Raw genomic sequence first — 22,062 nt, forward strand, 5'->3', positions numbered from 1 at the left:
ATAAAAATGAAAAGAAGGGCAGTTAATTTGATGTGTTGTACTTTAACCGCTAATCACACTAAAAATAGCCATCACCATGGAATAACCTAGAAGAGACTTTTTCTCCTCTTTGAAAACTCTTCTCTTGAATTACCCCTTGATATCGTCCTCTTTACTGCGATTTTGTTGACTACAATCTGCGATCTCGCACGCGATGTATTACACCGCGTTAAATATTTTCATCTGTTGAATGCGAAGAATACGTCGTTCATTCGTTTCATTTCAGTTGGCAGTACTTACGCTGACTTTCTGACTAAAGTGATGCCCGCCATCAATGCTCTGGTGAAGTTCAACTGAGAGGATATATCTTTGACAATGCAGTTCAGGCCACAGCAAATACCGGAAAAGAGTGACCTCTTTACTGATATCCATATCCCTGCTACTACTTTTACCCTGGAGAATGGGCTGACAGTGATTGTGTCTGAAAATCACGATGTCCCACTAGTCTCACTTCAGCTTATTTATCAGGTCGGTTCAAAAGATGAAGGCCAGGGAAAAACCGGATTTGCTCATCTGTTTGAGCATCTAATGTTTGAGGGTAGTGAGAATGCCCCCGGCTCATTTCTCGATAATATGATGCGAGCGGGTGCCACTAACCTTAATGCTTTTACCAGTACGGACCACACCACCTACCATGCAACAGTGCCAGTTGGTTCTCTCGACTATGCGCTGTTTATGGAATCAGACCGTATGGGGCATTTTTATAACACCATTAATCAGGCGTCACTGGATCAGCAACGCCGGGTAGTGCTCAATGAAAAGATGGAAACCGAAAGTGGTCCCTATGGAAAACTCTATGAGTGTAAATCGAAAGGTTGCTTCCCTGCGGATCACCCCTATGCCCATACCGTGATCGGTGAAAAAAAAGATGTAGAAACGGCAACGCTGGAGAATGTCCAGAATTGGTTCCGTATGTGGTACACACCGTCCAATACGGTACTGGCTTTATGTGGTGATATTGATATTGCCAGCGCACGTGAGAAAGTCACCCACTGGTTTGGCGATATCCCCCCCGGCCCGCCGGTGGCCAGACCGGTGGCCTGGGTTGCAGATATTCCGCAGAACCGGCGCGACAGCTATCAGGTAAAAGTACCTAATGGTTCACTGATGCTGGTTTGGAATATCCCCCCTTATGGCGATACCGACTGCACCCTTCTATCTCTGGTGGCTGACTATTTTGCTTCTGGCATCAGTTCACTATTGGTGAAAAAACTGGTGTATGAAGACAAGATTGCCAGCAATGTCGTCGCCTATATGGCACCTGCCACCTTCTGCAGCCAGTTTATTATTAGTGCAACTGTAGTTGATGGCATGACGCTACCTCAACTTGAAAACCAACTGCTGCGTGAAATTCATACTTTTCTGGCTGTCGAGTGCGACGCTGAATTACTGCAACAGGTGAAAAATGATGTGCTGAACAATTTCATCGAATCTTATAAAACCTCTGCACAGATTGCAGCCTTGCTCAGTAACTCCCATGTCTCGCTGGGTACAGCAAATGGCTATCAGCAAGTGTTATCTGTGATACGACAGGCATCAACACAGGATATCCGCCAGGCAGCACAACGCTGGTTGAGTCGTTCACACTACACTCTAGAACTGAAACCGTTTATAGCTAGGCGTGATGAAAATGCCGTTGCCGCCGATCGCCATCTACCGCCACAAATCCTGCCACCAGTACTGGTGGCCTTGCCTCCAGCGCAACATGCACAGTTGGATAATGGCATCAAACTGGTCTTTTTGGAGCGACACAGTCATAAAGATATTTACCTCGATCTATTATTGCCAAAAACAGCATTACCACGCCCCGGCCAGCATCAGCTACTCCTGGAACTGTTGAATCAGTCCGGTGCCGGTAACAGGGATGCCTTTGAATTCCACAATGCCTGTCGCAAAATTGGCTGTAGTATTCAGATGCGCAAGCGGTTACGCCACTTGTCGGTGCTCCTATCCTGCCGGATCGCGCATTTCCCTGATGCGTTAAGCCTGTTAAGCGAACGATTACAGCACAGCGTGCTCAGTGAAGAGGACTTCCTGCGTCAACGGGCGTTACTACAAGATGCACTAATAGAGCAACAAAATATGGGTAGTGTTCAGGTTTTGCGTGTGCTGCCTGGCTTGATATACCCTGCGGGCCATCCCAGCCAGGTGCCAGAAGGCATCGAAGGCACTGCATTAAGCCTTGCGCAAACCGAGCTGATAGAACTGACCCACGCATTGCCTGATTTACTGAATATAAACGGTGCGACATTAGTGGTTACCGGAGATACCACGCTGAAACAACTGTTGTCGCTGTTGAACCAATCCATCGGCAACATTACCGTTCGCCCTCGTCATCGACCAAATCCGGTGCCAGTGATAGCGCCAACTCGCCCGCACGTATTCTTGTTGCATATCCCAGGGGCTGATCAAACCTCCATCGTGACCGCCTCGCTGCTGCCAGGTATCCGTGAAACTGAAGAAGCAAGTTTCGAACTGCTGAATACGGTGTTCGCAAACGGATTTACCTCACGAATTAACCTGAATCTACGTGAAGATAAAAATTGGACTTATGGCGTGAAAGGTCAACTGATTAATGATCCTGACCACCGGGTGCACTATATCCAAACTGAGGTTCAGGCAGACCGCACTTGCGATGCTATCCAAGAGATCCTTGCTGAATACCAGGCAATAAACGGTCTACGCCCAGTGACAGAAAAAGAGCTGGAAGATGCACGTACCACGAATCTGCTGAGCTTCAGCGGGTCGATGGAAAGCCTTGCAGGGTTGAATAATATGGTTTCATGGCAGATCAGATGTCAGTTGTCAGACGATTTCTGGCATCACCACCAACAGCGGATCAGCCAGATCACCGTAGAGCAGGTGAATGAACTTGCCCGCCGCCTGTTCTCAACCAATCAGCTAACGTGGGTTATCGCTGGCGACACCACATTGTTTGCGCAACAGCTTTCCGAACTATTCCCAGGATCGATACAGATGATTACTGATACTGGCGACAGTCTCTATGACTGACACTTCCTACGCTGTTTACTCTTTTTCGTTCCATTACGTTAAATCATAATTACTGGATTTTGGAGCCATTATGTCTGACCTTATTGTCAATCTGACTGATTCAACACTAGACGATACTTTAAAGAACGCCTCTGTCCCGGTCTTACTGGATTTGTGGGCACCTTGGTGTGGCCCTTGCCTGGCGGTTGCCCCGTTACTGGAAAAAGTTGCTAATAGCACAGCAGGACACCTAACGGTTGCCAAGCTTGATGTTGAACAGTACGAACATCTGATGCCGCGTTTTCGTGTACGCAGCATCCCGACACTGTTGTTGTTTCGCAATGGCAGCGAAATTTCGCGTAAAGTTGGTGTGGATTCGCTATCAGATCTCAATAGTTGGTTGCGTTCGCAAGGCATCGCCGTGGAAACAGCGGAAGAAACTGTACTGCCCGTCTCTTATCCATGGCCATCTTTCTATCAGGATAAAGCACTCTTTGATTTTCTGACTGGACGCCTGAAAGCTAAAGCGCATGCAGGCGAGATTTCACATTACAATTATCCACGCCCAGAAGGCCTAACCACCAGCCCGTTTGTCATGGTAGGGCAAGAATCGTTGGATGTTTTTGAACGGGTCACTGCTCTTCCCAAAACGCTGGCTAAATGGCTGGAATGTTTCGATTATATTACCCCATCACAAATTGATGCACTGATAGATGCTCTCGCCATTGGCAAGGATTACAGCACTACCCCTCTGCGCTTTGTAACGCATTGGCTGAGTAATAATAATATCCCATGGCAAACTCTGCTGGAGGCTCCCATCGCTAAGCTACATCAGCAATGGCTAACACTGGCCAATGATTATCTGGCAGCGAAAGAAACTCCTCGCCAAAACTGGCTCAGCTTACAACAACAGGCAGTAGAGTTTTATCAACTGTGCCAGAACAGTCGTCACTTTGAAATGCATCTTTGCGCCCTGCTGTCTGTCCTGTCTCCCCCACCAGAGTTAAATGACGATCAGATCGCCGATGTAATGATAAACCATTGGTTTGAGTGTCAGATTTATCTGGAAAAAATTAAAGCGGGGTGGAGCAAAGAAGAAATTGGTATGGCCGATGTACGTTGGGCATGGATAGAAGCACGGCTGACAGAAGATATTCCTGAGGAAAAAGTACAGAAAATGATTGATTCATTGAGACAGGATTGGGCGGCAGAAGCACCTGAATTTACAATTTTCGCGCAAAAAGAAGTGGCTTTTTTCTCCGAATACCCAGCATTAGTGGCCAAGATTAATCAGCCGTTTCAAGCCCTGTTCCTCACATTGTTACAGCAGGCACCAGACGTAATTTAATATTACGCAAAAATATTACTGTTTTTAGATCAAAAAGTCTGCCTAATAACACGGCAGACTTTTTTATATTTAATTATTGTTATGTTTCAAATAAAGGAAATTTATCCCGGCCAGCCATATTGCTCATCGCTCCCTCCCAAAAACCCCGAATCATATTCAAGGTGTTGAAAGAAACATCCATTACTAATGGATATCAAAGAATTATTGGAATTTACCCGTGAGTGTCAGCATAAAGTTGCGTGGTTCACCATACCAAAAACCACCATTGAAACTACCCGTTGTCTGGTAATAATTACGATCCAGAAGGTTATCACCCCGCAAGGCAACGCTCCAGTTCTTGTTGATCTCATAAGCAATACGAGCTGAAAATACAGAATAAAAACCGCTTTTAAAGTTAAATTCACCACAGAAGCTGAAATCGTCAGTACAGTAATCTCCTACGGTATATGATGCCGACTGTGCCTGCACTCCCAGACCGAACTGGAAACGGCTTAACATATCGCCATAATCAGAAAAATGAAAATCATTCCATAATTTAATGGTATGTTTAGGAATAAAGGTTTGCAGCGGCTTTCCTTTTCCTTGCGTGGATAATTCCGAACCTTTACTAATACTGTAAGTATAACCCAGGCTCATTTGCCACCATGGCATCATTTTCCCGGTAATTTCCAGGTCAACACCCTGACTAATATCAGCCTCGGTCGAATTTTTATAATAACCTGTGCGCCCGCCGCCTAGATCCACACTTGGAAGAATCTGACCTGTCTGCGAATCATAGCGAACAATTTCCTGACCTACTCCCTGACGATTAGTACGATACAACGCCACAGAGGCATTCATCATACCATCAGGACGAGCGTATTTTATGCCAGTTTCATAATTGCTGCCGGTAATAGGTTTAATCGGCACCCCGTTTAACCCTATCATTGATAACTGCGGAGTGTAGATGTCGGTATAGCTTCCATACCATGTCCAGTTATCATTAATATCAAAACTGATAGCATAATACGGTTTTTCAAACGAACGGTCTGAATCATTAGTAATACTCTTCAGCGTGCGCCATACCCCGTCCGTGTCTTCTCCTGGAGTGTTATCCAGAGAATAAGAACGATAACTGTTCAGACGCATGCCAAAAGTAAAATGTAACGGTTTCCAGGGCGTAATCTGAAAACGAGAATATATTCCCCATTGTGTCATGTTCAATAGGTTGGAATACATATAGTTTGATGCTGGAATAACAGGTTCCGGGTAGGAAGTATCCCAATGAAACGGATCAATCAATAAATCTGATGGCAAGATGGAGCCATCAGAACCGTCGCCTGGTGCAGTGATCTTGGAGCGAATACGCTGCCAGTTGCCGCCAATGGTTATTTTCTGAGGTAAATCGAAAACATAAAACTTACCATTTAATGTCAGATCAAAAGAATCCTGGCTACTTTGCGAGCGGCTGGCCGCTGAATACAAGGACACTGATGAACCATCCAACGGAACAGTGCCGATAGGTTCCGCTTCGATCATGTCATTTTTTTGTGATAACCGGGTGTAATTTAATTTCGCGTCCCAGTTTTCACCAAATTTCTGTTGTATTGAAGTAAAGATTTCGGTGGTATCCGAATCAGCTTTCTCCCACGGATAAGTCCATCCGGTATTACGCGGCAGATGAGGATCGCTACCATTAGCATAGACCATGAGCCCGTTATACCACGGTGTTCCACGCATACGACTATAGCTTCCACCAACATTAAATAACGTCGTCGGCGTTAAATCTATTTCCAGACTACCAAAAGCGATTTTATTATCGTCATGCGCGGTATCGTAAAAAAAATCACGATTATTCCAGGTTAAAACACCTCGCGCGCGCACTTTGCCATCAGCATCTAAAGGTCCACTGACATCAAGCATATTGCGGTAGTTATTCCAACTGCCGACTGAACTTTCCAGCACGGTCTGATAATGATCCAATGGCTTTTTACGCACCAGGTTAATCGTTCCTCCCGGACCAGTGGAGCTATTACCATTAAATAAACCATCAGCACCGCGCAACACTTCAACATGATCATATAACGACATGTCAAACGATGGTTGAAAACGATAATTACTTTGTGCATTTCCACTAATATCAATCGGCGAGCCGCCATCAATTTGCATATTTGTAATTTGATAGCCGCGAGAATAAAAAGTTGTCGAGCGAGAGTCAGAACCTTGTTGTGTGGTCACGCCAGTTGCATGAGTCATTGCATCATTAAGATTATAAATATTCTGCTGCTGCATCGATTCCTGAGTAATCACACTGACTGACTGAGGAGTCTCTTTGATACTGGTTGGTCCTTTAGAACCCAGGGTCAGAATACTGCTATTGAGGCTACCGGAACCTTCAGTCGCCGTAACATCCTGGCTACCATTAACCCCGCCACTCACTGAGTCCGCATCATTCACTGCTCCTTCTACCTGTACAGCGCCCAGGACTTCAGCTCCCTCTACCGGAGTGGCGGCAATACTGTATATCTGAATGGTGTTGACGCTAACATATTTGAAGGCCAGAGAAGTCCCGGATAACAATTTACGCAACGCCTCATCTGGCTGGTAGCGGCCCATTACACCGGTAGTTGATAGCCCGGCAGTCAATTTGCTTGGAGCAATCAACTGCAGTCCACTTTGCTGACCAAAGGCCAGCAAAGCACTCGAGAGTGAACTACCTGAAGGAATAGTAAAATCAGTGCTATTTAATCTGAGTATTGACTCACTACTTGAATGTTTAGTCTCTTGTGCCACAGCCGTTACGCATGCAGCTAAATTTCCCCCAAGTGCCACCAGTACTAACCAGGATTTATAATTTTTAGAGCCCATAGTGAACAATTCCAGTCATAGAGTTTATGTCGTCTATGTTTGAACGAATCAGTAACAGAAACTCATCAACAGAAAGTCACTTGCTTACAGATATTTATTGATACAGGGTATCTGGGCACTCAGGGAAGAGGTACGCAGGTAGCGTTAATAACTGTTCCAGCTCACTGCAATAATCAGCAATATCCCCTTGCAGGATCCATTTCCCCGCTTCTGGTCGCAGATATTGCTGGATTACATGGTCTACTTCTCCAACGCTTAAAAGCGATAATGATGTCTGCATATCATACCAGTAATGCTCGGTCAGCCCCTGTCGCAGCAGAGATTCCTGCTGGCATAACGCTTCATAGTCGTTAGCAATGGGTCTACACAGCCGTAAGCGTTCCCCCTGGATTAATGACCGCATCTCAGATATTGACAATGGACGGTTGTCGAGTAATTCACGCATTTCCTTACAGATAGCTTGCACCGTCTCCAGGATATTACCCGCCGCCACTGTCAGTTCAAATCCCAATAATCGCCCTCCTGGAAACACCTGTTGTAGTGCGCTCACGCCATAGCTAAGCCGATAAACTTCACGCAGACTAAAGTTTATCCGTGAGCCAAAACTGGCGGCCAGCAGGTTATAAATCAACTGGACCGCTGCATCTTCCGGACTACTGCGCCCCGGCAGCACAAAGAAAACACTCAAGGTGGTGACAGAGGTTCCCGGCTGATCAACCAACATCAGAGAACCTGCAGATATAGGTACTGCTGGCACTACGGCTGACGGAGAGTCAATTTCAATGGAATGCCAGCGGGCAAATGTACTTTCCAAAAATGACTCCAGCTGAGCTGAAGACAGTGAACTGTACACAATCAAACTTGATCTTTTCGGGCGATAGTAGCGTCGGAAAAAGTGCTGTATGTCGTCACTTGTTATTTGTTGAAGTGTTTGACGACAGCCTTCCGTAAATGCCGGATGCCGCAATGGGTGCTTTGGTGGGAAGGTCATTGCGGGCAAAGCCCATTGCACCACGCCCCTTTCTGGCAACATTTGAAGATAATGCTCGCGATGAGTTGATATCAAATCTGACCGTAGTTCGTGACAAGAGATGGTATCAGCCAGCAAGCCCAGTACGGTTTCGGCGTTTTGCACTGGCATTTGCATACGCAGGGCAATACTTTCCATACCAACGTCAGTTTCAAAACCCGCGCCTTGCTGATAAATTTGCTGATGAAAATCTGTATGTTCATCCTTCCCTACGCTTATCAGGCCAGCGACCAGTTGAGCCATACCACCCAGATCTGGCGGATCATACATCGAACCAGCATTAACTATCAGACTGGCACTCAGCATGGATTCTTCCATAGCGGGCATACAGATAACCCGTAAACCATTCGATAACATCAGACGGTGACTGACGACTGTCTTCGACATTGGTGCAATTTCAATCGCTGGGGGAATTCGAGGCAGTACCGAAGTGATATCAGGCGGTGCCGCCATATAAGGCTCCACCGTCAACACCAAGTTGCCATCATCCAGCCATTCGCCAACAGCGGCCAGCACAGTTTCCGTTGTCATGGACAGAGCCTGTTCTACTCGTTGTCGCAAACCTTCCGCTTTTGTCGGAAACATTTCATGCTTTCCGAGCTCCACCGCCAGTGACAAGTTATCCCCCCACTTGTCAAGGCTCGTCTGCAGCAGGTACTGCTGACTATGTTGCAACAGGTCATTATCAATACCCGCTGCCATTATTTCTGTAATGGTCTGTTTTACGATTCGTTCAACCTCTGTAGGCAACGCCCCAGGCAGCAACATGATCCTCAGGTTGAAATAGCTGGCTAAGATACCCGGCTCAATGAAGGATGAGACATCGCTGGCCAGGTTATTGTCCATCATCAGTCGCTGTACCAGCAGAGATTGCGTGGTATCAGTCAGCACAGTCGAAAACAGTTCCAGTGCAGTAGTGCTCTCCTCTCCATATGGTGGGATTACCCAGCAAATTCGTATCAGCGTACTATCTACACGATCCTGTAAAGTGACTCTACGCGTATAGCATAACCTGGGGATCCATCGGTTACAGAATCCCAGCGGCTCACCTGGTGGTATATGGCCAAACCAGTGATTTACCTTATCCAAAGCCTGCTGTGCCGTTACCGCGCCGACCAGTGTAACCACCGCATTATTCGGCCGGTAAAATCGTTTAACCCATGATTTGACTTGTTCAAAACTGACTTGATCCAGATCGGCTCGTTCTCCCGCGACCTTATGTGCATAAGGGTGATCGGACGGAAACAGATGGCGCAAAATGACTCCCTGTACGGTACCGTAGGGCTGTAATTCGTTTTCTTCCATTTCACGGGTAACCACTTCACGCTGCACATTCAGCGCCTCCGTCTGGAGCCCCTCCAGCAAATGTCCCATACGATCAGATTCAGCAAATAACGCAAAATCGAGTGAACCGACTGGTACCGACTGAAAAAACTGCGTCATGTCAGCATTGGTTACACCATTAAGTCCCTGCGCACCAGCCAGTTCCAGATGGCTGATATAACTCCCCGGCAAACCAGCACTTCCTGAAAACATCAAATGTTCCAACAAATGAGCAAAACCAAACATTCCTACAGGCTCATCTTTGGCACCCACACCATAGGTGACATGCACAGCAACCATCGGCGTGCTCTGATCTTCTTGAACCAGTAGCGTCAAACCGTTATTCAGCGTAAAACGTTGAAAAGCAACTTCAGGAATACTTGCCACTAAAGAAGTGGCAGAAACAGATTTATCGTTCATGCAGGCTCCAGAACCAAAGACATTCGCCAGGCGAGAGGAAGTAACTGAAGAACGAACAAACCTGCCGCTTCCCACAATTATTTCTGCACAATTGAGGATTAACCACTACTCACTCGTTCTCAGAATATCTGGAACCTTGGTGGATATTTTCGATGTCAGTTGATGAGCAACACGATAGCGCCTCTCGAAGTCACAAACTGAACGCTCTGTTTTTTCGCCGGTTATATTCTCTGAGCGAGCCTTACTGGTGTCGGAAAGCCGCATGGAAATCCTGGACGATCATGGTGATGCTGCTCTCTTCTGCCGGCGCATTAAGTATCATTGGCGGGTATATTTCCAACCTGGTGGCCGATTCAACCAACGCTTTAGTGGCGAAAGAAAGTATTTACTGGCACATCATGATCTGGATGGCCTTTGTCAGCCTGATGCAGACACTGACAAATCAGGTAACGAGCTTTTTTAGTACATGGCTACTGCTGGATTGGCGCAAATGGATGACGAACCATTTACTTCATACCTATATGCACAACCGCACCTATTACGAAATTGAAAAAGACGCTTTTATTGATAACCCCGACCAGCGCATTCAGGAAGAGGTCCCTTCTGTCTGTCAGACGGTAATCGGCATCCCCCAATTTATTATCAGTTCCATGATGACCATCGCCGTTCAAGCCAGCATCATTATTAAGGTTTCTCCCGGCATGTTTTGGGCCGTCGTGATTTATTCCATGCTAAACACGCTGGTTTCCCTGTGGCTATATAACCCGACGATTAAACAGAACTGGGACCTGACCGTTGCCAATGCCCGTCTGCGATCCAAACTAATGCATCTGCGTGATAATGCCGAGACAATTGCTTTTTATCGTGGTGAACATAGCGAACGGCTGCGTCTCCATCAGCGGCTGAAAGAGGTCGGACGCGTCAAACGAACCATGATTTATTACGGCATACGTATGGGTGTAGTAAATCAGGTACTGAGCCTGATTTTCAGCCTGCTACCCGTCATTTTTATCGTTCCACTTTATTTTCAAGGAAACGTAGCCTATGGCTCCATTGATCAGGTAGGTGCGGCATCGGCGATGGTGCTTACTGGTCTTTCCGTCATCTCAAATTTTATCCCCGCCATGACTAGTGCGATGCCCAGTGTCGTCAGACTGGCAGAAATTCAGGAAAAATTTGAACAAATTTCTAACCAGGAATCGCAGCATAATCATTCACGCATTCGACATAGAGAAGGCGAGGTTATCGCGTTACAGAATGTCAATGTGTATACCCCTGGCGGAGAACAGCATTTAGTGACCGACTTATCGCTCACCATTGCCCCAGGGCAAAATACGGTGATTGTCGGACAAACCGGCGTCGGTAAAAGCTCGTTACTGCGAGCTATTTCCGGGTTATGGAGCCGTGGGGAGGGTGAAGTTGTTCTCCCTCCCCACCAGCAATTGATGTTTATTCCACAGCAGCCCTATATGATTCTTACCGATTTACGCTCACAGCTGTTCTACCCGGAAAGCTGCACCAGCAGTGATGACCTGCAAGTTCATCAGGCGTTTATCCGACTAGGCAGACCCGACTTTCTGGCAAAACAAGGCGGTCTGGATTGTATAAAAGACTGGCGTAAAGTGCTGTCGCTCGGAGAGCAGCAATTGGTGGCGTTCGCACGCATCCTGCTACGCCGTCCACGTTATGTTTTTCTCGATGAGGCCACCAGTGCAATGGATGTTGAGACCGAGCAGCAAGCCTATAGCGCACTCGGTGGATTAGATATCACCTATATCAGCGTTGGCCACCGGGAAACTTTGTTGAAATTTCATCCGCAGAAACTCCACCTGATGGCTAAAGGAGAGTGGCAGCTCACTCAGTTGGCTCAAACTTCCAGTAATCATAGTGACATACCCAACAGTGAAAACAATGTCCAGGCCTGGGTGAGCTGAATGTCATATCTAAATGATTTAAATAGCATTAATGTAGGATATTACTGATGGCCATTATGTTATCTGAACTTAAAAACGATCGAGACAGGCATACATTAAACCGCTTGTTCTTTCTGCGCGTATGGTTATTGGCAAAACCTTACTGGGTACGTAAAGGAGTATGGAAATCCTGGCTGATGGTCGCATTTCTTTGTGCCATGATGGCTGGATTTAGTCTGAGCGGTGCCTATTTTTCCAAAATGACCGCAGATGTAACCAATGCGCTGGTGGATAAAAAAACCTCCATGTACTGGGATCTGTTTACCTGGATGACGGTACTAGGAGTTCTCCGCTTTGGTGCGGACATGGTGCAACAACTGGCGAGCTCGCTACTTGCCATGCATTGGTGGCGCTGGATGACTGAATACATCATGGATAACTACCTGTACCGTCATGCTTATTATCATATTCTACAGGACGAAAAAATTGATAACCCGGACCAGCGTATTCAGGAAGAGATTGAGCCATTTTGTGGCACAGTCGGCGCATTTCCCCGTCAGTTTCTCGGCTCCCTGATGGATATGGGTGTGCAGAGCAGTATCATGATGAGCATCTCCACTCCTATGTTTTTTGGTGTGATTGGCTTTGCCATCTTTCAGTCCATTGCAATGTATTTCATTAACAAGCCCACAATTAAACAAAACTTTGATATTACGGTGGCCGAAGCTGATTTACGTTACGGTTTGACGCATGTACGCAATAATGCCGAAAATATTGCGTTCTATCGCGGCGAACAGGTCGAGATAACGCATATTGGTGCGCGCCTGCTAAATGCGTTAAAGAAACAGATGCGCTCAAATGTGTATGGCATCTACATGCAATTGATGAATGAAGGTGTTGCTCAGGTATGGACTTTCCTCCCGTTAATTATTCTGGTTCCCATCTATTTTCGCGGAGACATCAGTTATGGCAGCATTGCACAATCGACCGCTTCAGCAACTATGTTACTCAACAGCCTGTCTGTACTGACCACTTATATTCCGCTACTAAGCCAAACCGTTCCCAATGTTGTGCGTCTGGCTGAGATCCATGAGACATTCTTGCAACTGAAATCCAATCAACATGACGCAGAAAACCACCTGGTTATGGAAAAAAGCCATGATATTCAGTTAAAAAAAGTCAGTCTGAAAACTCCGGGCGGAGAACAGTCACTAGTAGATAATATTAATCTACAGTTGGATGATAACAGCCGACTGGTGATTATCGGACGTACCGGTGTGGGTAAAAGCTCGCTCTTACGTGCAATCGCCGGGCTATGGAAACGAGGGCACGGAACGATTTCATTGCCGTTAGATGAGAATGATTGTCTTTTCTTACCTCAACGCCCTTATACCTTTGAGGGTGATTTACGTAGTCAGCTTTGTTATCCAGCAACCGAGTCTCCGATAAGTGATCAGGAATTGACAACGGTGTTGAATAAAGTCTGCCTGGGAGATCTGTTGATGCGTCACGGCACACTGGATACGGAAAAAGACTGGCCGCGAGTGTTATCGCTCGGGGAGCAGCAACGCCTTGCCTTTGCCAGAATTCTGCTAATTAACCCGCGCTACATCTTTCTTGATGAGGCCACCAGTGCGCTAGACCTTCCAACAGAGGCAACGCTTTATAGCCTGCTGGAGAGTTCAGGTTTTGCCTATATCAGTGTAGGACACCGCCCCAGTCTGATAGGTTATCACACCAAGGCACTACGCTTGCAGGAGGGAGGTAAATGGCAGCTTCTGCCGGTGGAAAAACTTACTGTCGCAGAAGACGAGTGCTGATTCTGATCATAAGGCAACAGCTGTCTTATGATCTCATATTGTTTAATTGATCCCACGCACCCAGACTACTGGACCAACTCGGCTTATTTTAATCGGCAAAGACCGTTGCAAACCGTCATACCAATCATCCAGATGATGAATATCGATAATCGCATTCAGCCTCACTGTAGAAAGCTTATCGCTATTAAACATAATCACCCGCTTGTCATAACGCTTAAGCGCAGACAGTATGTGACTCAATGGTTGATCCTCAAATACCAGTTGTCCCTGATGCCAGGAAAGCGCTTGTTTGGCGTTAACGTTAATGACATTCACCGTATCCGGCTCGGAATGCAGCTGAATTTGCTGATCAGCCTGTAACACCATATCCGGTTTATCTTTACGACTGAGTTGAACCTTACCGTGCTCAACAGTAACGACTATCGCATTAGAATCGCGTTGCACGCCAAAAGTCGTGCCCAGCGCTTTAATCTCTCCTGCACCGGCATCAACAATAAACGGCTGCAAAGGATTATGCACAACGTCAAAAAATGCTTCCCCTCGAGCTAAACGGACAAAGCGCCGACCAGAATTAATGCGGATATCAGCCGCACTGTCGGCATCAAGCCACATTTTACTGCCATCATCCAGTGACAACATGCGTTGCTCACCCGTTGTAGTGTATTGATCATACTGCCAACGCGACAGCCAGCTCTGGGTCATCCACATCGAGAAAATCAGCAAGACTACCACAGGTAATACCACCTGCCAGCGCAAAAAATAGCGACGCAGATTTTCATCTGGCATCATGCCATTCAACATATCTGGTTGGTAATAATTCTCCAGAGGTCTACCGATACCGACCCATAGGCGACGAACTTCAGATAAAGCCGCCTCATGGCGGATGTCTGACTTACGCCAAGATTCAAAAGTGGCAAGTTCGCTATTAGTGATATCACCAGAAGTCAGGCGAACAAGCCATGTAATAGCCTGAGTCTCAATGTCCGTTTTCTGCTGTGCATTATCCTGGGTCGTTGGCATATAGGGTTAAAACTGTTGATTAAAGGTATCGTACTAAACAGTGCCGAATATTCGGAAAGTGGCTAGCCCACAGGCTTATATAACAGGATCGTTGTTCCAGTGCGCCACATAATATGCTAATTCTGCTGTCACCAACTGGACAGTTAGCTGCTATCTGTATAATGCACATGTCGAATACACATTAGAGCCGAAAATATAATATTCAGGTAGCATGCACAATCTCCGTTAACCGAGAGTTAAGTCTCCAGAAAACCAGTGGTCAATGCAGATTGAAACCATTCCTGTCAGCGTATCACTCTACGCCCCCAGCTATTCATTGATTTCAGTCAACCAATTGGCCATATCGTAGTGCCATTATGAATTCATATCACTAATCTATTAGAAAAATTTATGTATACACTACACAGATAGTCCTGTTTTTATCAGAAATAGAGAACGGCGACCTTGTTATATTTCATCTAATGGTTTTTTCACCAGCAACAGTGTTGCTTAAGAAACGCGCCACACTGCAAATTTCATCAATAAAAAGACATTATTTTTATATATGATGAAAACGTAATTTTCCATTCAAATATAACTAATTATATATAGGATAAATTTATCCAGATACATACACAGCACTGCTCCACATTCATGGTACGTAGGGTGTTCTTTTTGATATATACCCAATAAACCTCAAGATGCAGACTTCAGTACCTGAAAACGGTCATTAATTCGGGACGTCAGAGAACCCGCCATGTCCGGTAGCGTATCGCTGAAAAATTCAGATATTGCATCCCTGAACTCCCTGCTACTGCTGAAGTAGCGATTATTCCGGGCATGTTCGTTCATTAATTTCCACATTCGTTCTATCGGATTCAGGTTCGGACTGTACGGCGGGAGATAATGAAGTTTTATATTTACCACCTCCGCCCACTCTTTCACTAATTGTGAACGGTGATAACCTGCACCATCCAGAATAACATGAACTTTCTGGACATAATCAGGATAAACCTTACGTATCTCATTGAAAAAACGAGATACATTGTATTCATTAATCGTTTTATATTCGCAGATTAGCGGGTGTTCCGGGGCCTTCAGATTCAGCGCCCCCATGATGTTCAGCCGTGTACGACTTCTCGTTGTTTTTACCGCTTTTCTCTGGCCTTTGCGTATCCAGCCATAACTGATTTTAGTGGCCTGAGTAGGATGGACAGCATCAATAAAAAGAACCGGTTCATCACCCGCAGTTGCTTTCAGTTCCTCATAATATTCAATGAATTGTTTTTGTTTCTCTTCACTAAATTTATGGGGAACACCTGACGGTTTTTTGTAGGTAAAGCCGTTACGGTGCAGCCACTTATTCATTCCCGGAACGCTGAAAACGATGTTCCATGTCCGGGCGACAAACGCGACAATATCACGGGTCTGATGAAATACGTTATCAGATAACTGGCTGATTAAAGAGGCTGTTTTTTCAGCACTGAGTTTACTGTCTGAACCGCCATTCTCGGGTTTCAGTTTCCCTTTATTCAGAAACTCGCTGATATGATGGTCAACGGTTGTCTGATGCAGCCGCAAAGCCTGAGCGATCATGGCCGAACTCCAGCCTTCGGAAGCCAGAAGAATGGCTTTAATCGATCGCAAACACGTTTATCACGACTGGAATCGTGAAGGCGCTCAAGTTCAGCTTTTTGTTGGTCAGTGATGAATATTTTCATGGTGAACAGCATGATCTTCTGTTGCCTGAAAATCAAGCATCTTCAATGATCAGGGGTATATAAAGGTTACTTGAACATATTTAGCTTCTGGCATTATGCTAATATTGTACAATTTACATTATACTACGAGCAGATACTGAACGAAGGAAAGAGATCAAGTTTCATCGCAGTGGAAATTGTTTTGAGCGGAAGTTTCCAAAACGTCAATGTATCGACATTTCGGCTTGAAGAATAAATTAGTTGCGGTTGCTACAGATACGGGAAGCCGATTGGATACAATTCTGGATTGGCATTTCTCTTGATTTCGATCTGTGGATTTCAAAGAGTGTATGTTCATGTATGCCCTGGCCGAGTTCAAAGGATACGATGAAGTATTAGCCCAGAGGACATTGCAGTATAAAATTTGACTTAAGTCCTTGTTGTTCTTTATATTCGAGCTTGGACAGGAGGACACAAAAACCAGAATCTAACCCCTGATAACTTTTCTGGAAACGATGATTGTCAGAGCTGAATTCAGGGAAATGACTGAATGTGAGCCAGCATCTTGATTTTTTGCAGATTTCTCTTACAGCAAGGCCAAATCAGTATAGATAATAACCTCAAAAAATACTGATCTCTGAGCATAACGATGTATTGGTAGCGTTATGTCGCCACAATAATTTATTTAAATTTCAAACAGATAATAATAAAACGCTATCAAACCCAAGAGATTCATCATACAGGCCTGACTGTAGTGATGTAATAGACATTCCTCTTTAATGCAAGTTCCTGTCGCACTTATATTGCGAAGCACCAGGCAAACATTGCGTTCGTTTTACAAAAAGTAGTAAAAACCCAGACCCGCTCAGTTATGATGAGTATCAGAGACTCTGATTGAAAAAGACTGCCTGTACCCAGTCGACATAGTAGCCGTTACACTGGTTGTTTATAGCGACACGGCCTGGCGAATTGTTGACGCTAGCCGTTGAAGGTGTGAACCTGACGTCGCGAGGCAACCTTGCTTTCATCGCCAACCAGATGGAATACCAAGACAACGCAATGCTCGCGGAAGTCTATGCGCACTGAATAGACTCAGAGTCTCCCAGCGAACAGGATCGCATTTGGGAAAACATGAAAAATATGGTTCAAATTGCCCCCAAATTACCCTTAATTTGGCATCATAGTTTATAAGTGATTTATTTAAATGGAAAAAAAAGAAATTAGCTTGCACACCCCCATGATGCAGCAGTACTTAAAGCTAAAGGCGGAGCACCCTGAAATACTGCTGTTTTATCGTATGGGTGACTTTTATGAGCTGTTTTATGATGATGCCAAACGGGCATCTCAGTTACTGGATATTTCGCTGACTAAACGGGGTGCTTCGGCGGGTGAACCGATCCCGATGGCGGGTGTTCCTTATCACGCGATAGAAAACTATCTGGCGAAACTGGTTCAGTTAGGCGAGTCCGTGGCTATCTGTGAGCAGATTGGTGATCCAGCGACCAGCAAAGGTCCGGTAGAACGCAAGGTGGTCCGAATTGTTACACCGGGCACCATCAGCGATGAAGCCTTATTGCAGGAAAAGCAGGATAATCTGCTAGCTGCCATCTGGCAGGATAGCCGTGGCTTCGGCTATGCCACACTGGATATCAGCTCCGGGCGTTTTCGCCTGGCCGAGCCGACTGATCAGGAAACGATGGTAGCGGAGTTACAGCGCACCAATCCCGCTGAACTGCTTTATCCGGAAAACTTCGAGACGATGTCGCTCATCGAGCATCGTCGTGGCCTGCGCCGTCGCCCATTGTGGGAATTTGAACTGGATACCGCACGCCAGCAATTGAACCTGCAATTTGGCACCCAGGATCTGACCGGCTTTGGCGTCGAACAGGCCAAACAGGGGCTGCGTGCCGCCGGTTGTCTGCTGCAATATGCCAAAGACACGCAACGGACATCGCTCCCCCATATCCGTAGCATCACCATAGAACGGCAGCAAGACGGCATCATTATGGATGCAGCAACATGTCGCAATCTTGAACTGACACAAAACCTTTCTGGTGGTATAGAAAACACACTGGCAGCAGTGCTCGATTGTACGGTCACTGCGATGGGCAGCCGCATGCTGAAGCGCTGGTTGCACGTACCCAGTCGGAATACCCAAACCCTGACCCAGCGGCAACACGCTATCGCTGACCTACAGAATATTACCGCTGAACTGCAACCCTGTTTACGTCAGGTTGGTGATCTCGAACGGATCTTGGCACGACTGGCACTTCGAACAGCTCGCCCGCGCGATCTGGCCCGGATGCGTCATGCTTTTCAACAACTGCCCGAAATTCATGCGCAGTTGTCTTCGATTCATGCAGATTATGTGCATCATCTGGCGAGCCAAATTGGTCAGTTTGATGAACTAAGGGCGTTGCTGGAACGTGCCGTAGTAGAAGCCCCGCCGGTGTTGGTACGTGATGGCGGCGTTATTGCTACCGGTTATAACGCCGAGCTGGATGAATGGCGCATGCTGGCAGACGGCGCCAGCGATTATCTGGATAAGCTGGAAATCCGGGAACGGGAAAAACTGGGCATTGATACGCTGAAAGTCGGTTTTAACGGCGTTCATGGTTATTACATTCAGGTCAGTCGCGGTCAGAGCCATATGGTGCCGATACACTATGTTCGTCGCCAGACACTGAAAAACGCCGAGCGTTACATTATTCCCGAACTGAAGGAATATGAAGACAAAGTGCTGACATCGAAGGGCAAAGCACTGTCGCTGGAAAAAATGCTGTATGACGAGCTGTTCGATCTGTTGCTGCCGCATCTGGCTGAACTGCAACAGAGTGCCAGTGCACTGGCTGAACTGGATGTACTGACCAATCTGGCGGAACGCGCCGATACGCTGAGTTATGTGTGCCCCACGCTAAGCGACAAACCCGGCATCAAAATTGTGGGTGGCCGTCATCCGGTGGTGGAACAGGTACTCAGCGACCCTTTTATTTCCAATCCACTCTCGCTTTCTCCCCAGCGTCGGCTGTTGATCGTAACCGGTCCGAACATGGGGGGTAAAAGTACCTATATGCGTCAGGCGGCACTCATTGTACTGATGGCGCATATCGGCAGCTATGTACCTGCTGAGCAAGCCATCATCGGCCCGGTGGATCGCATATTCACCCGGGTAGGTGCCGCAGACGACCTGGCTTCCGGTCGATCCACCTTTATGGTGGAAATGACGGAAACAGCCAATATTCTGCACAATGCCACAGAAAACAGCCTGGTACTGATGGATGAAATTGGCCGGGGTACATCAACCTACGATGGACTTTCTCTGGCATGGTCCTGTGCAGAAAACCTCGCTAATAAAATCAAGGCCATGACACTGTTCGCGACTCACTATTTCGAGCTGACGACCCTGCCAGAAAAAATGGAAGGCGTGGTAAACATTCATCTTGATGCCATGGAACACGGCGACACAATTGTCTTCATGCACAGTGTTCAGGAAGGTGCGGCCAGTAAAAGCTACGGTCTGGCAGTCGCCGCCCTGGCTGGGGTGCCTAAAGAAGTTATCAAACGGGCGCGACAGAAACTGAAAGAACTGGAGTCACTTTCCAATAACGCGTCCGCCAGCCATGTTGACGGGTCACAGTTAACGCTGCTCAGCCCCGAGGAAGAGCCCTCACCCGCACTGGAAGCCCTTGAGTCTATCGACCCAGATACTCTCACACCACGCCAGGCACTGGATTGGTTGTACCGCCTGAAGACGATGCTGTAATCCGTTGAGGTCAGAAAGGATATTATATAGTAAGGGCTGAGGTCTGGCCCTTGCTCATTAAACTGCGTTCGCGTGAAAAAATCATAATAATCAAGAGAATATTACTACACGGGTATGATACGTTACTGGTTGCCAGATAATCACCGGAGCTTTCATTCGCGGTTCATCAATCGCAATTAACTGATGACGATTACGAAATTTCAGCGGTTTCCCGTCACTATCCAAAACTTCCAGTTCATTACTATTTTTGGGTCGGAAATAACGTTTCTCACCATTGAAACCGGTCAATACCAGCTTCTCTGCCGTCCGGCGCCACTGCCCATATTCCGCAGTAGTTTTCAGACCATCCTCCCCACTCTGATAATATTTTTGTAAGGCAAAACGGCCGTCTTTACCCAGAAACAGTGAAACTTCAACATTGACACAATCACTACTCGATAGCGTACCACGGTAATTCTGTGCCATCGGTCGCAAAGGTTCTTCCTGAATCGGAGAAAATGAACGACAACCGATTAACACTGACAACACAAAAACCAACCCCCCCCTTATCATCAGTTTATTCATTCTGATTCTCCTGTCGTATCTCCTTGTTGAGCGCTGAACATCATCTCTATTGCCGGGCAATTTGCCACTCAGTAAACGATAATTCCAGATTATTATCATTATCTGATAGCCAAATAATTCCTTCCTGTAGCGTAGCTTGTAATGACATATTACGCTGTACCAATCCTGCTAATTGATTAAGCTGCTGGTCATCCAGAAAACGTATCGTCAGGTTTTTGAATGCCACCACTTTCTCCGCCATATTTTGCCACCAAACCTGTGCAGCTCGTTCACCATAAGCATAAAGCACCACATGAGGCGATAAACTACAGGCTTTTTTGAGTCGCCGTTCATCCGGCAACCCGAGTTCAATCCATAGTCCCAGTTGCTGTGAATCGCTATGCTGCCAGATTTCCGGTTCATCATCCGCACTGAGTCCTCGGGTAAAACGCAGATTATCATCAGCATGGCAAATCCAGGCTAACAACCTTAACATCATACGCTGATCGGTTTCGGAAGGATGTTGGGCAATCGTCAGACTGGCATCGTGGAAAAACTGCCGATCCATATCTGCTATGTTGATTGCCGCTTTATAAACCGTTGCTTTTAACGCCATTATTCACCTCATTGAGTAATGCAGCCAGTGTACTTGAGAATGTGCAATGCTCACAGTAAAGGTGACACTTGCGCCACTAATCGCGGATTAGACTGTTGCATAATGCTGATAAGCTGTGAATGGCTATGCTATAGTCGAATGAGATAACAGAGTTTATCTTCGTAGGCTTACGTAGTCCGTTAACATAATAACGTATGATGCATGAATGCCTACCGGGTTGAGCTCTAAGGGAGGATCTTGTGCAACAATACAGTGAAATAGTACGCCGTCTATACGCTCAAATTGCCAGTGGTGATCTGGGCTATGTACCCGACGCACTGGGTTGTGTATTAAAAACCCTGGATGGAATCGCCACAAACAGCGAATTGCCGTCCTCAGTCAGGGAACAGGCGGCTTATGCCGCCGCTAACTTATTGGTGAGCGATTATGTCAATGAGTAATGAATATCAACCCATCAATTGTGATGATTATGACAACCTGGAGGCAACCTGCCAGCAGCATCTTACGCTAACGGTAGAGTTGCGTAATGGAGAAATCATTACCGGGAAAGCCAGCGATATGGTCTCCCGAAAACATATTGAATATTTGGTGCTTGAAGATGCTGGTCACCTCCATGAGCTTAGGCTCGATCATATCCTCAGCTTTAGCCATCCGGAAATAGGCAAAGTTGTTGTCAGTGAGCCTTAAATCGCTACTGTAAACGGACAACT

At 46.4% G+C, this 22,062-nt stretch carries 13 protein-coding genes and 1 pseudogene; 7 read left to right on the forward strand and 7 right to left on the reverse strand.

From position 1 onward, the window contains the following. Nucleotides 1–354: 354 nt before the first annotated feature. Entirely contained in the window at nucleotides 355–3,051 is a 2,697-nt protein-coding gene (locus RS889_RS17330) for a M16 family metallopeptidase (RefSeq protein WP_315711101.1), read from the forward strand. 70 nt (nucleotides 3,052–3,121) lie between these two features. Further along, nucleotides 3,122–4,378 (forward strand): thioredoxin family protein, encoded by a 1,257-nt coding sequence (locus tag RS889_RS17335; RefSeq protein ID WP_315708137.1) that lies wholly within the window; start codon nucleotides 3,122–3,124, stop codon nucleotides 4,376–4,378. Between the two features lie 201 nt (nucleotides 4,379–4,579). On the opposite strand, the gene RS889_RS17340 is transcribed toward RS889_RS17335, so the two are convergent. From RS889_RS17340 to RS889_RS23860, 3 genes are all read right to left on the reverse strand, one after another. Beyond that, nucleotides 4,580–7,225: a TonB-dependent siderophore receptor gene (locus RS889_RS17340; RefSeq protein ID WP_315708138.1), complete on the reverse strand. Its 2,646-nt coding sequence runs from the start codon at nucleotides 7,223–7,225 to the stop codon at nucleotides 4,580–4,582. A 94-nt stretch (nucleotides 7,226–7,319) separates the two neighbouring features. Then, complete coding sequence (locus tag RS889_RS17345) at nucleotides 7,320–9,998, reverse strand: M16 family metallopeptidase (protein WP_315708139.1); 2,679 nt, start codon at nucleotides 9,996–9,998, stop codon at nucleotides 7,320–7,322. Further along, nucleotides 9,988–10,104: a hypothetical protein gene (locus RS889_RS23860; RefSeq protein WP_425475085.1), complete on the reverse strand. Its 117-nt coding sequence runs from the start codon at nucleotides 10,102–10,104 to the stop codon at nucleotides 9,988–9,990. The genes RS889_RS17345 and RS889_RS23860 overlap by 11 nt, the downstream gene beginning before the upstream one ends. 46 nt (nucleotides 10,105–10,150) lie before the next feature. Between RS889_RS23860 and RS889_RS17350 the strand changes: the two genes are divergently transcribed. Together RS889_RS17350 and RS889_RS17355 are read left to right on the forward strand one after the other, a co-directional pair. Further along, complete coding sequence (locus RS889_RS17350) at nucleotides 10,151–11,932, forward strand: ABC transporter ATP-binding protein/permease (protein ID WP_315708140.1); 1,782 nt, start codon at nucleotides 10,151–10,153, stop codon at nucleotides 11,930–11,932. A gap of 47 nt (nucleotides 11,933–11,979) precedes the next feature. Then, entirely contained in the window at nucleotides 11,980–13,731 is a 1,752-nt protein-coding gene (locus RS889_RS17355; protein WP_315708141.1) for an ABC transporter ATP-binding protein/permease, read from the forward strand. Between the two features lie 42 nt (nucleotides 13,732–13,773). On the opposite strand, the gene RS889_RS17360 is transcribed toward RS889_RS17355, so the two are convergent. Together RS889_RS17360 and RS889_RS17365 are read right to left on the reverse strand one after the other, a co-directional pair. Continuing rightward, nucleotides 13,774–14,751, reverse strand: a complete 978-nt coding sequence (locus tag RS889_RS17360) for a FecR family protein (protein ID WP_315708142.1) — start codon at nucleotides 14,749–14,751, stop codon at nucleotides 13,774–13,776. A gap of 675 nt (nucleotides 14,752–15,426) precedes the next feature. Further along, nucleotides 15,427–16,451, reverse strand: a pseudogene (locus tag RS889_RS17365) (IS630 family transposase). Between the two features lie 1,183 nt (nucleotides 16,452–17,634). Here RS889_RS17365 and mutS point away from each other — a divergent pair. Continuing rightward, the gene (gene mutS / locus RS889_RS17370) at nucleotides 17,635–20,193 is read left to right on the forward strand and encodes a DNA mismatch repair protein MutS (protein ID WP_315708143.1); all 2,559 of its coding nucleotides are present in this window, start codon (nucleotides 17,635–17,637) and stop codon (nucleotides 20,191–20,193) included. Between the two features lie 90 nt (nucleotides 20,194–20,283). Here mutS and RS889_RS17375 read toward each other — a convergent pair whose 3' ends face one another. Further along, complete coding sequence (locus RS889_RS17375) at nucleotides 20,284–20,757, reverse strand: copper resistance protein NlpE N-terminal domain-containing protein (RefSeq protein ID WP_315708144.1); 474 nt, start codon at nucleotides 20,755–20,757, stop codon at nucleotides 20,284–20,286. Between the two features lie 46 nt (nucleotides 20,758–20,803). Next, on the reverse strand, nucleotides 20,804–21,352 hold the full coding sequence (locus RS889_RS17380; protein WP_315708145.1) for a YaeQ family protein: 549 nt from the start codon (nucleotides 21,350–21,352) through the stop codon (nucleotides 20,804–20,806). A 239-nt stretch (nucleotides 21,353–21,591) separates the two neighbouring features. Here RS889_RS17380 and RS889_RS17385 point away from each other — a divergent pair, with 239 nt between their 5' ends. Further along, nucleotides 21,592–21,792, forward strand: a complete 201-nt coding sequence (locus RS889_RS17385; protein ID WP_021014892.1) for a YaeP family protein — start codon at nucleotides 21,592–21,594, stop codon at nucleotides 21,790–21,792. After that, nucleotides 21,779–22,039: a Rho-binding antiterminator gene (gene rof, locus RS889_RS17390; protein WP_021014891.1), complete on the forward strand. Its 261-nt coding sequence runs from the start codon at nucleotides 21,779–21,781 to the stop codon at nucleotides 22,037–22,039. Before RS889_RS17385 ends, rof begins: the two co-directional genes overlap by 14 nt. The last annotated feature ends 23 nt before the right edge of the window (nucleotides 22,040–22,062 follow it).

This window comes from Brenneria uluponensis, assembly GCF_032395385.1.
Taxonomy (GTDB): Bacteria; Pseudomonadota; Gammaproteobacteria; order Enterobacterales; family Enterobacteriaceae; genus Prodigiosinella; species Prodigiosinella aquatilis.

Bases quoted from the DNA above. Each gene is read 5' to 3' on its own strand.
- RS889_RS17340 (WP_315708138.1), bottom strand. From the start codon at position 7,225: ATGGGCTCTAAAAATTATAAATCCTGGTTAGTACTGGTGGCACTTGGG.
- RS889_RS17375 (WP_315708144.1), bottom strand. From the start codon at position 20,757: ATGAATAAACTGATGATAAGGGGGGGGTTGGTTTTTGTGTTGTCAGTG.
- RS889_RS17335 (WP_315708137.1), top strand. From the start codon at position 3,122: ATGTCTGACCTTATTGTCAATCTGACTGATTCAACACTAGACGATACT.
- mutS (WP_315708143.1), top strand. From the start codon at position 17,635: ATGGAAAAAAAAGAAATTAGCTTGCACACCCCCATGATGCAGCAGTAC.
- RS889_RS17330 (WP_315711101.1), top strand. From the start codon at position 355: ATGCAGTTCAGGCCACAGCAAATACCGGAAAAGAGTGACCTCTTTACT.
- RS889_RS17380 (WP_315708145.1), bottom strand. From the start codon at position 21,352: ATGGCGTTAAAAGCAACGGTTTATAAAGCGGCAATCAACATAGCAGAT.
- RS889_RS17350 (WP_315708140.1), top strand. From the start codon at position 10,151: ATGTCAGTTGATGAGCAACACGATAGCGCCTCTCGAAGTCACAAACTG.
- RS889_RS17360 (WP_315708142.1), bottom strand. From the start codon at position 14,751: ATGCCAACGACCCAGGATAATGCACAGCAGAAAACGGACATTGAGACT.
- RS889_RS17355 (WP_315708141.1), top strand. From the start codon at position 11,980: ATGGCCATTATGTTATCTGAACTTAAAAACGATCGAGACAGGCATACA.
- RS889_RS17345 (WP_315708139.1), bottom strand. From the start codon at position 9,998: ATGAACGATAAATCTGTTTCTGCCACTTCTTTAGTGGCAAGTATTCCT.
- rof (WP_021014891.1), top strand. From the start codon at position 21,779: ATGTCAATGAGTAATGAATATCAACCCATCAATTGTGATGATTATGAC.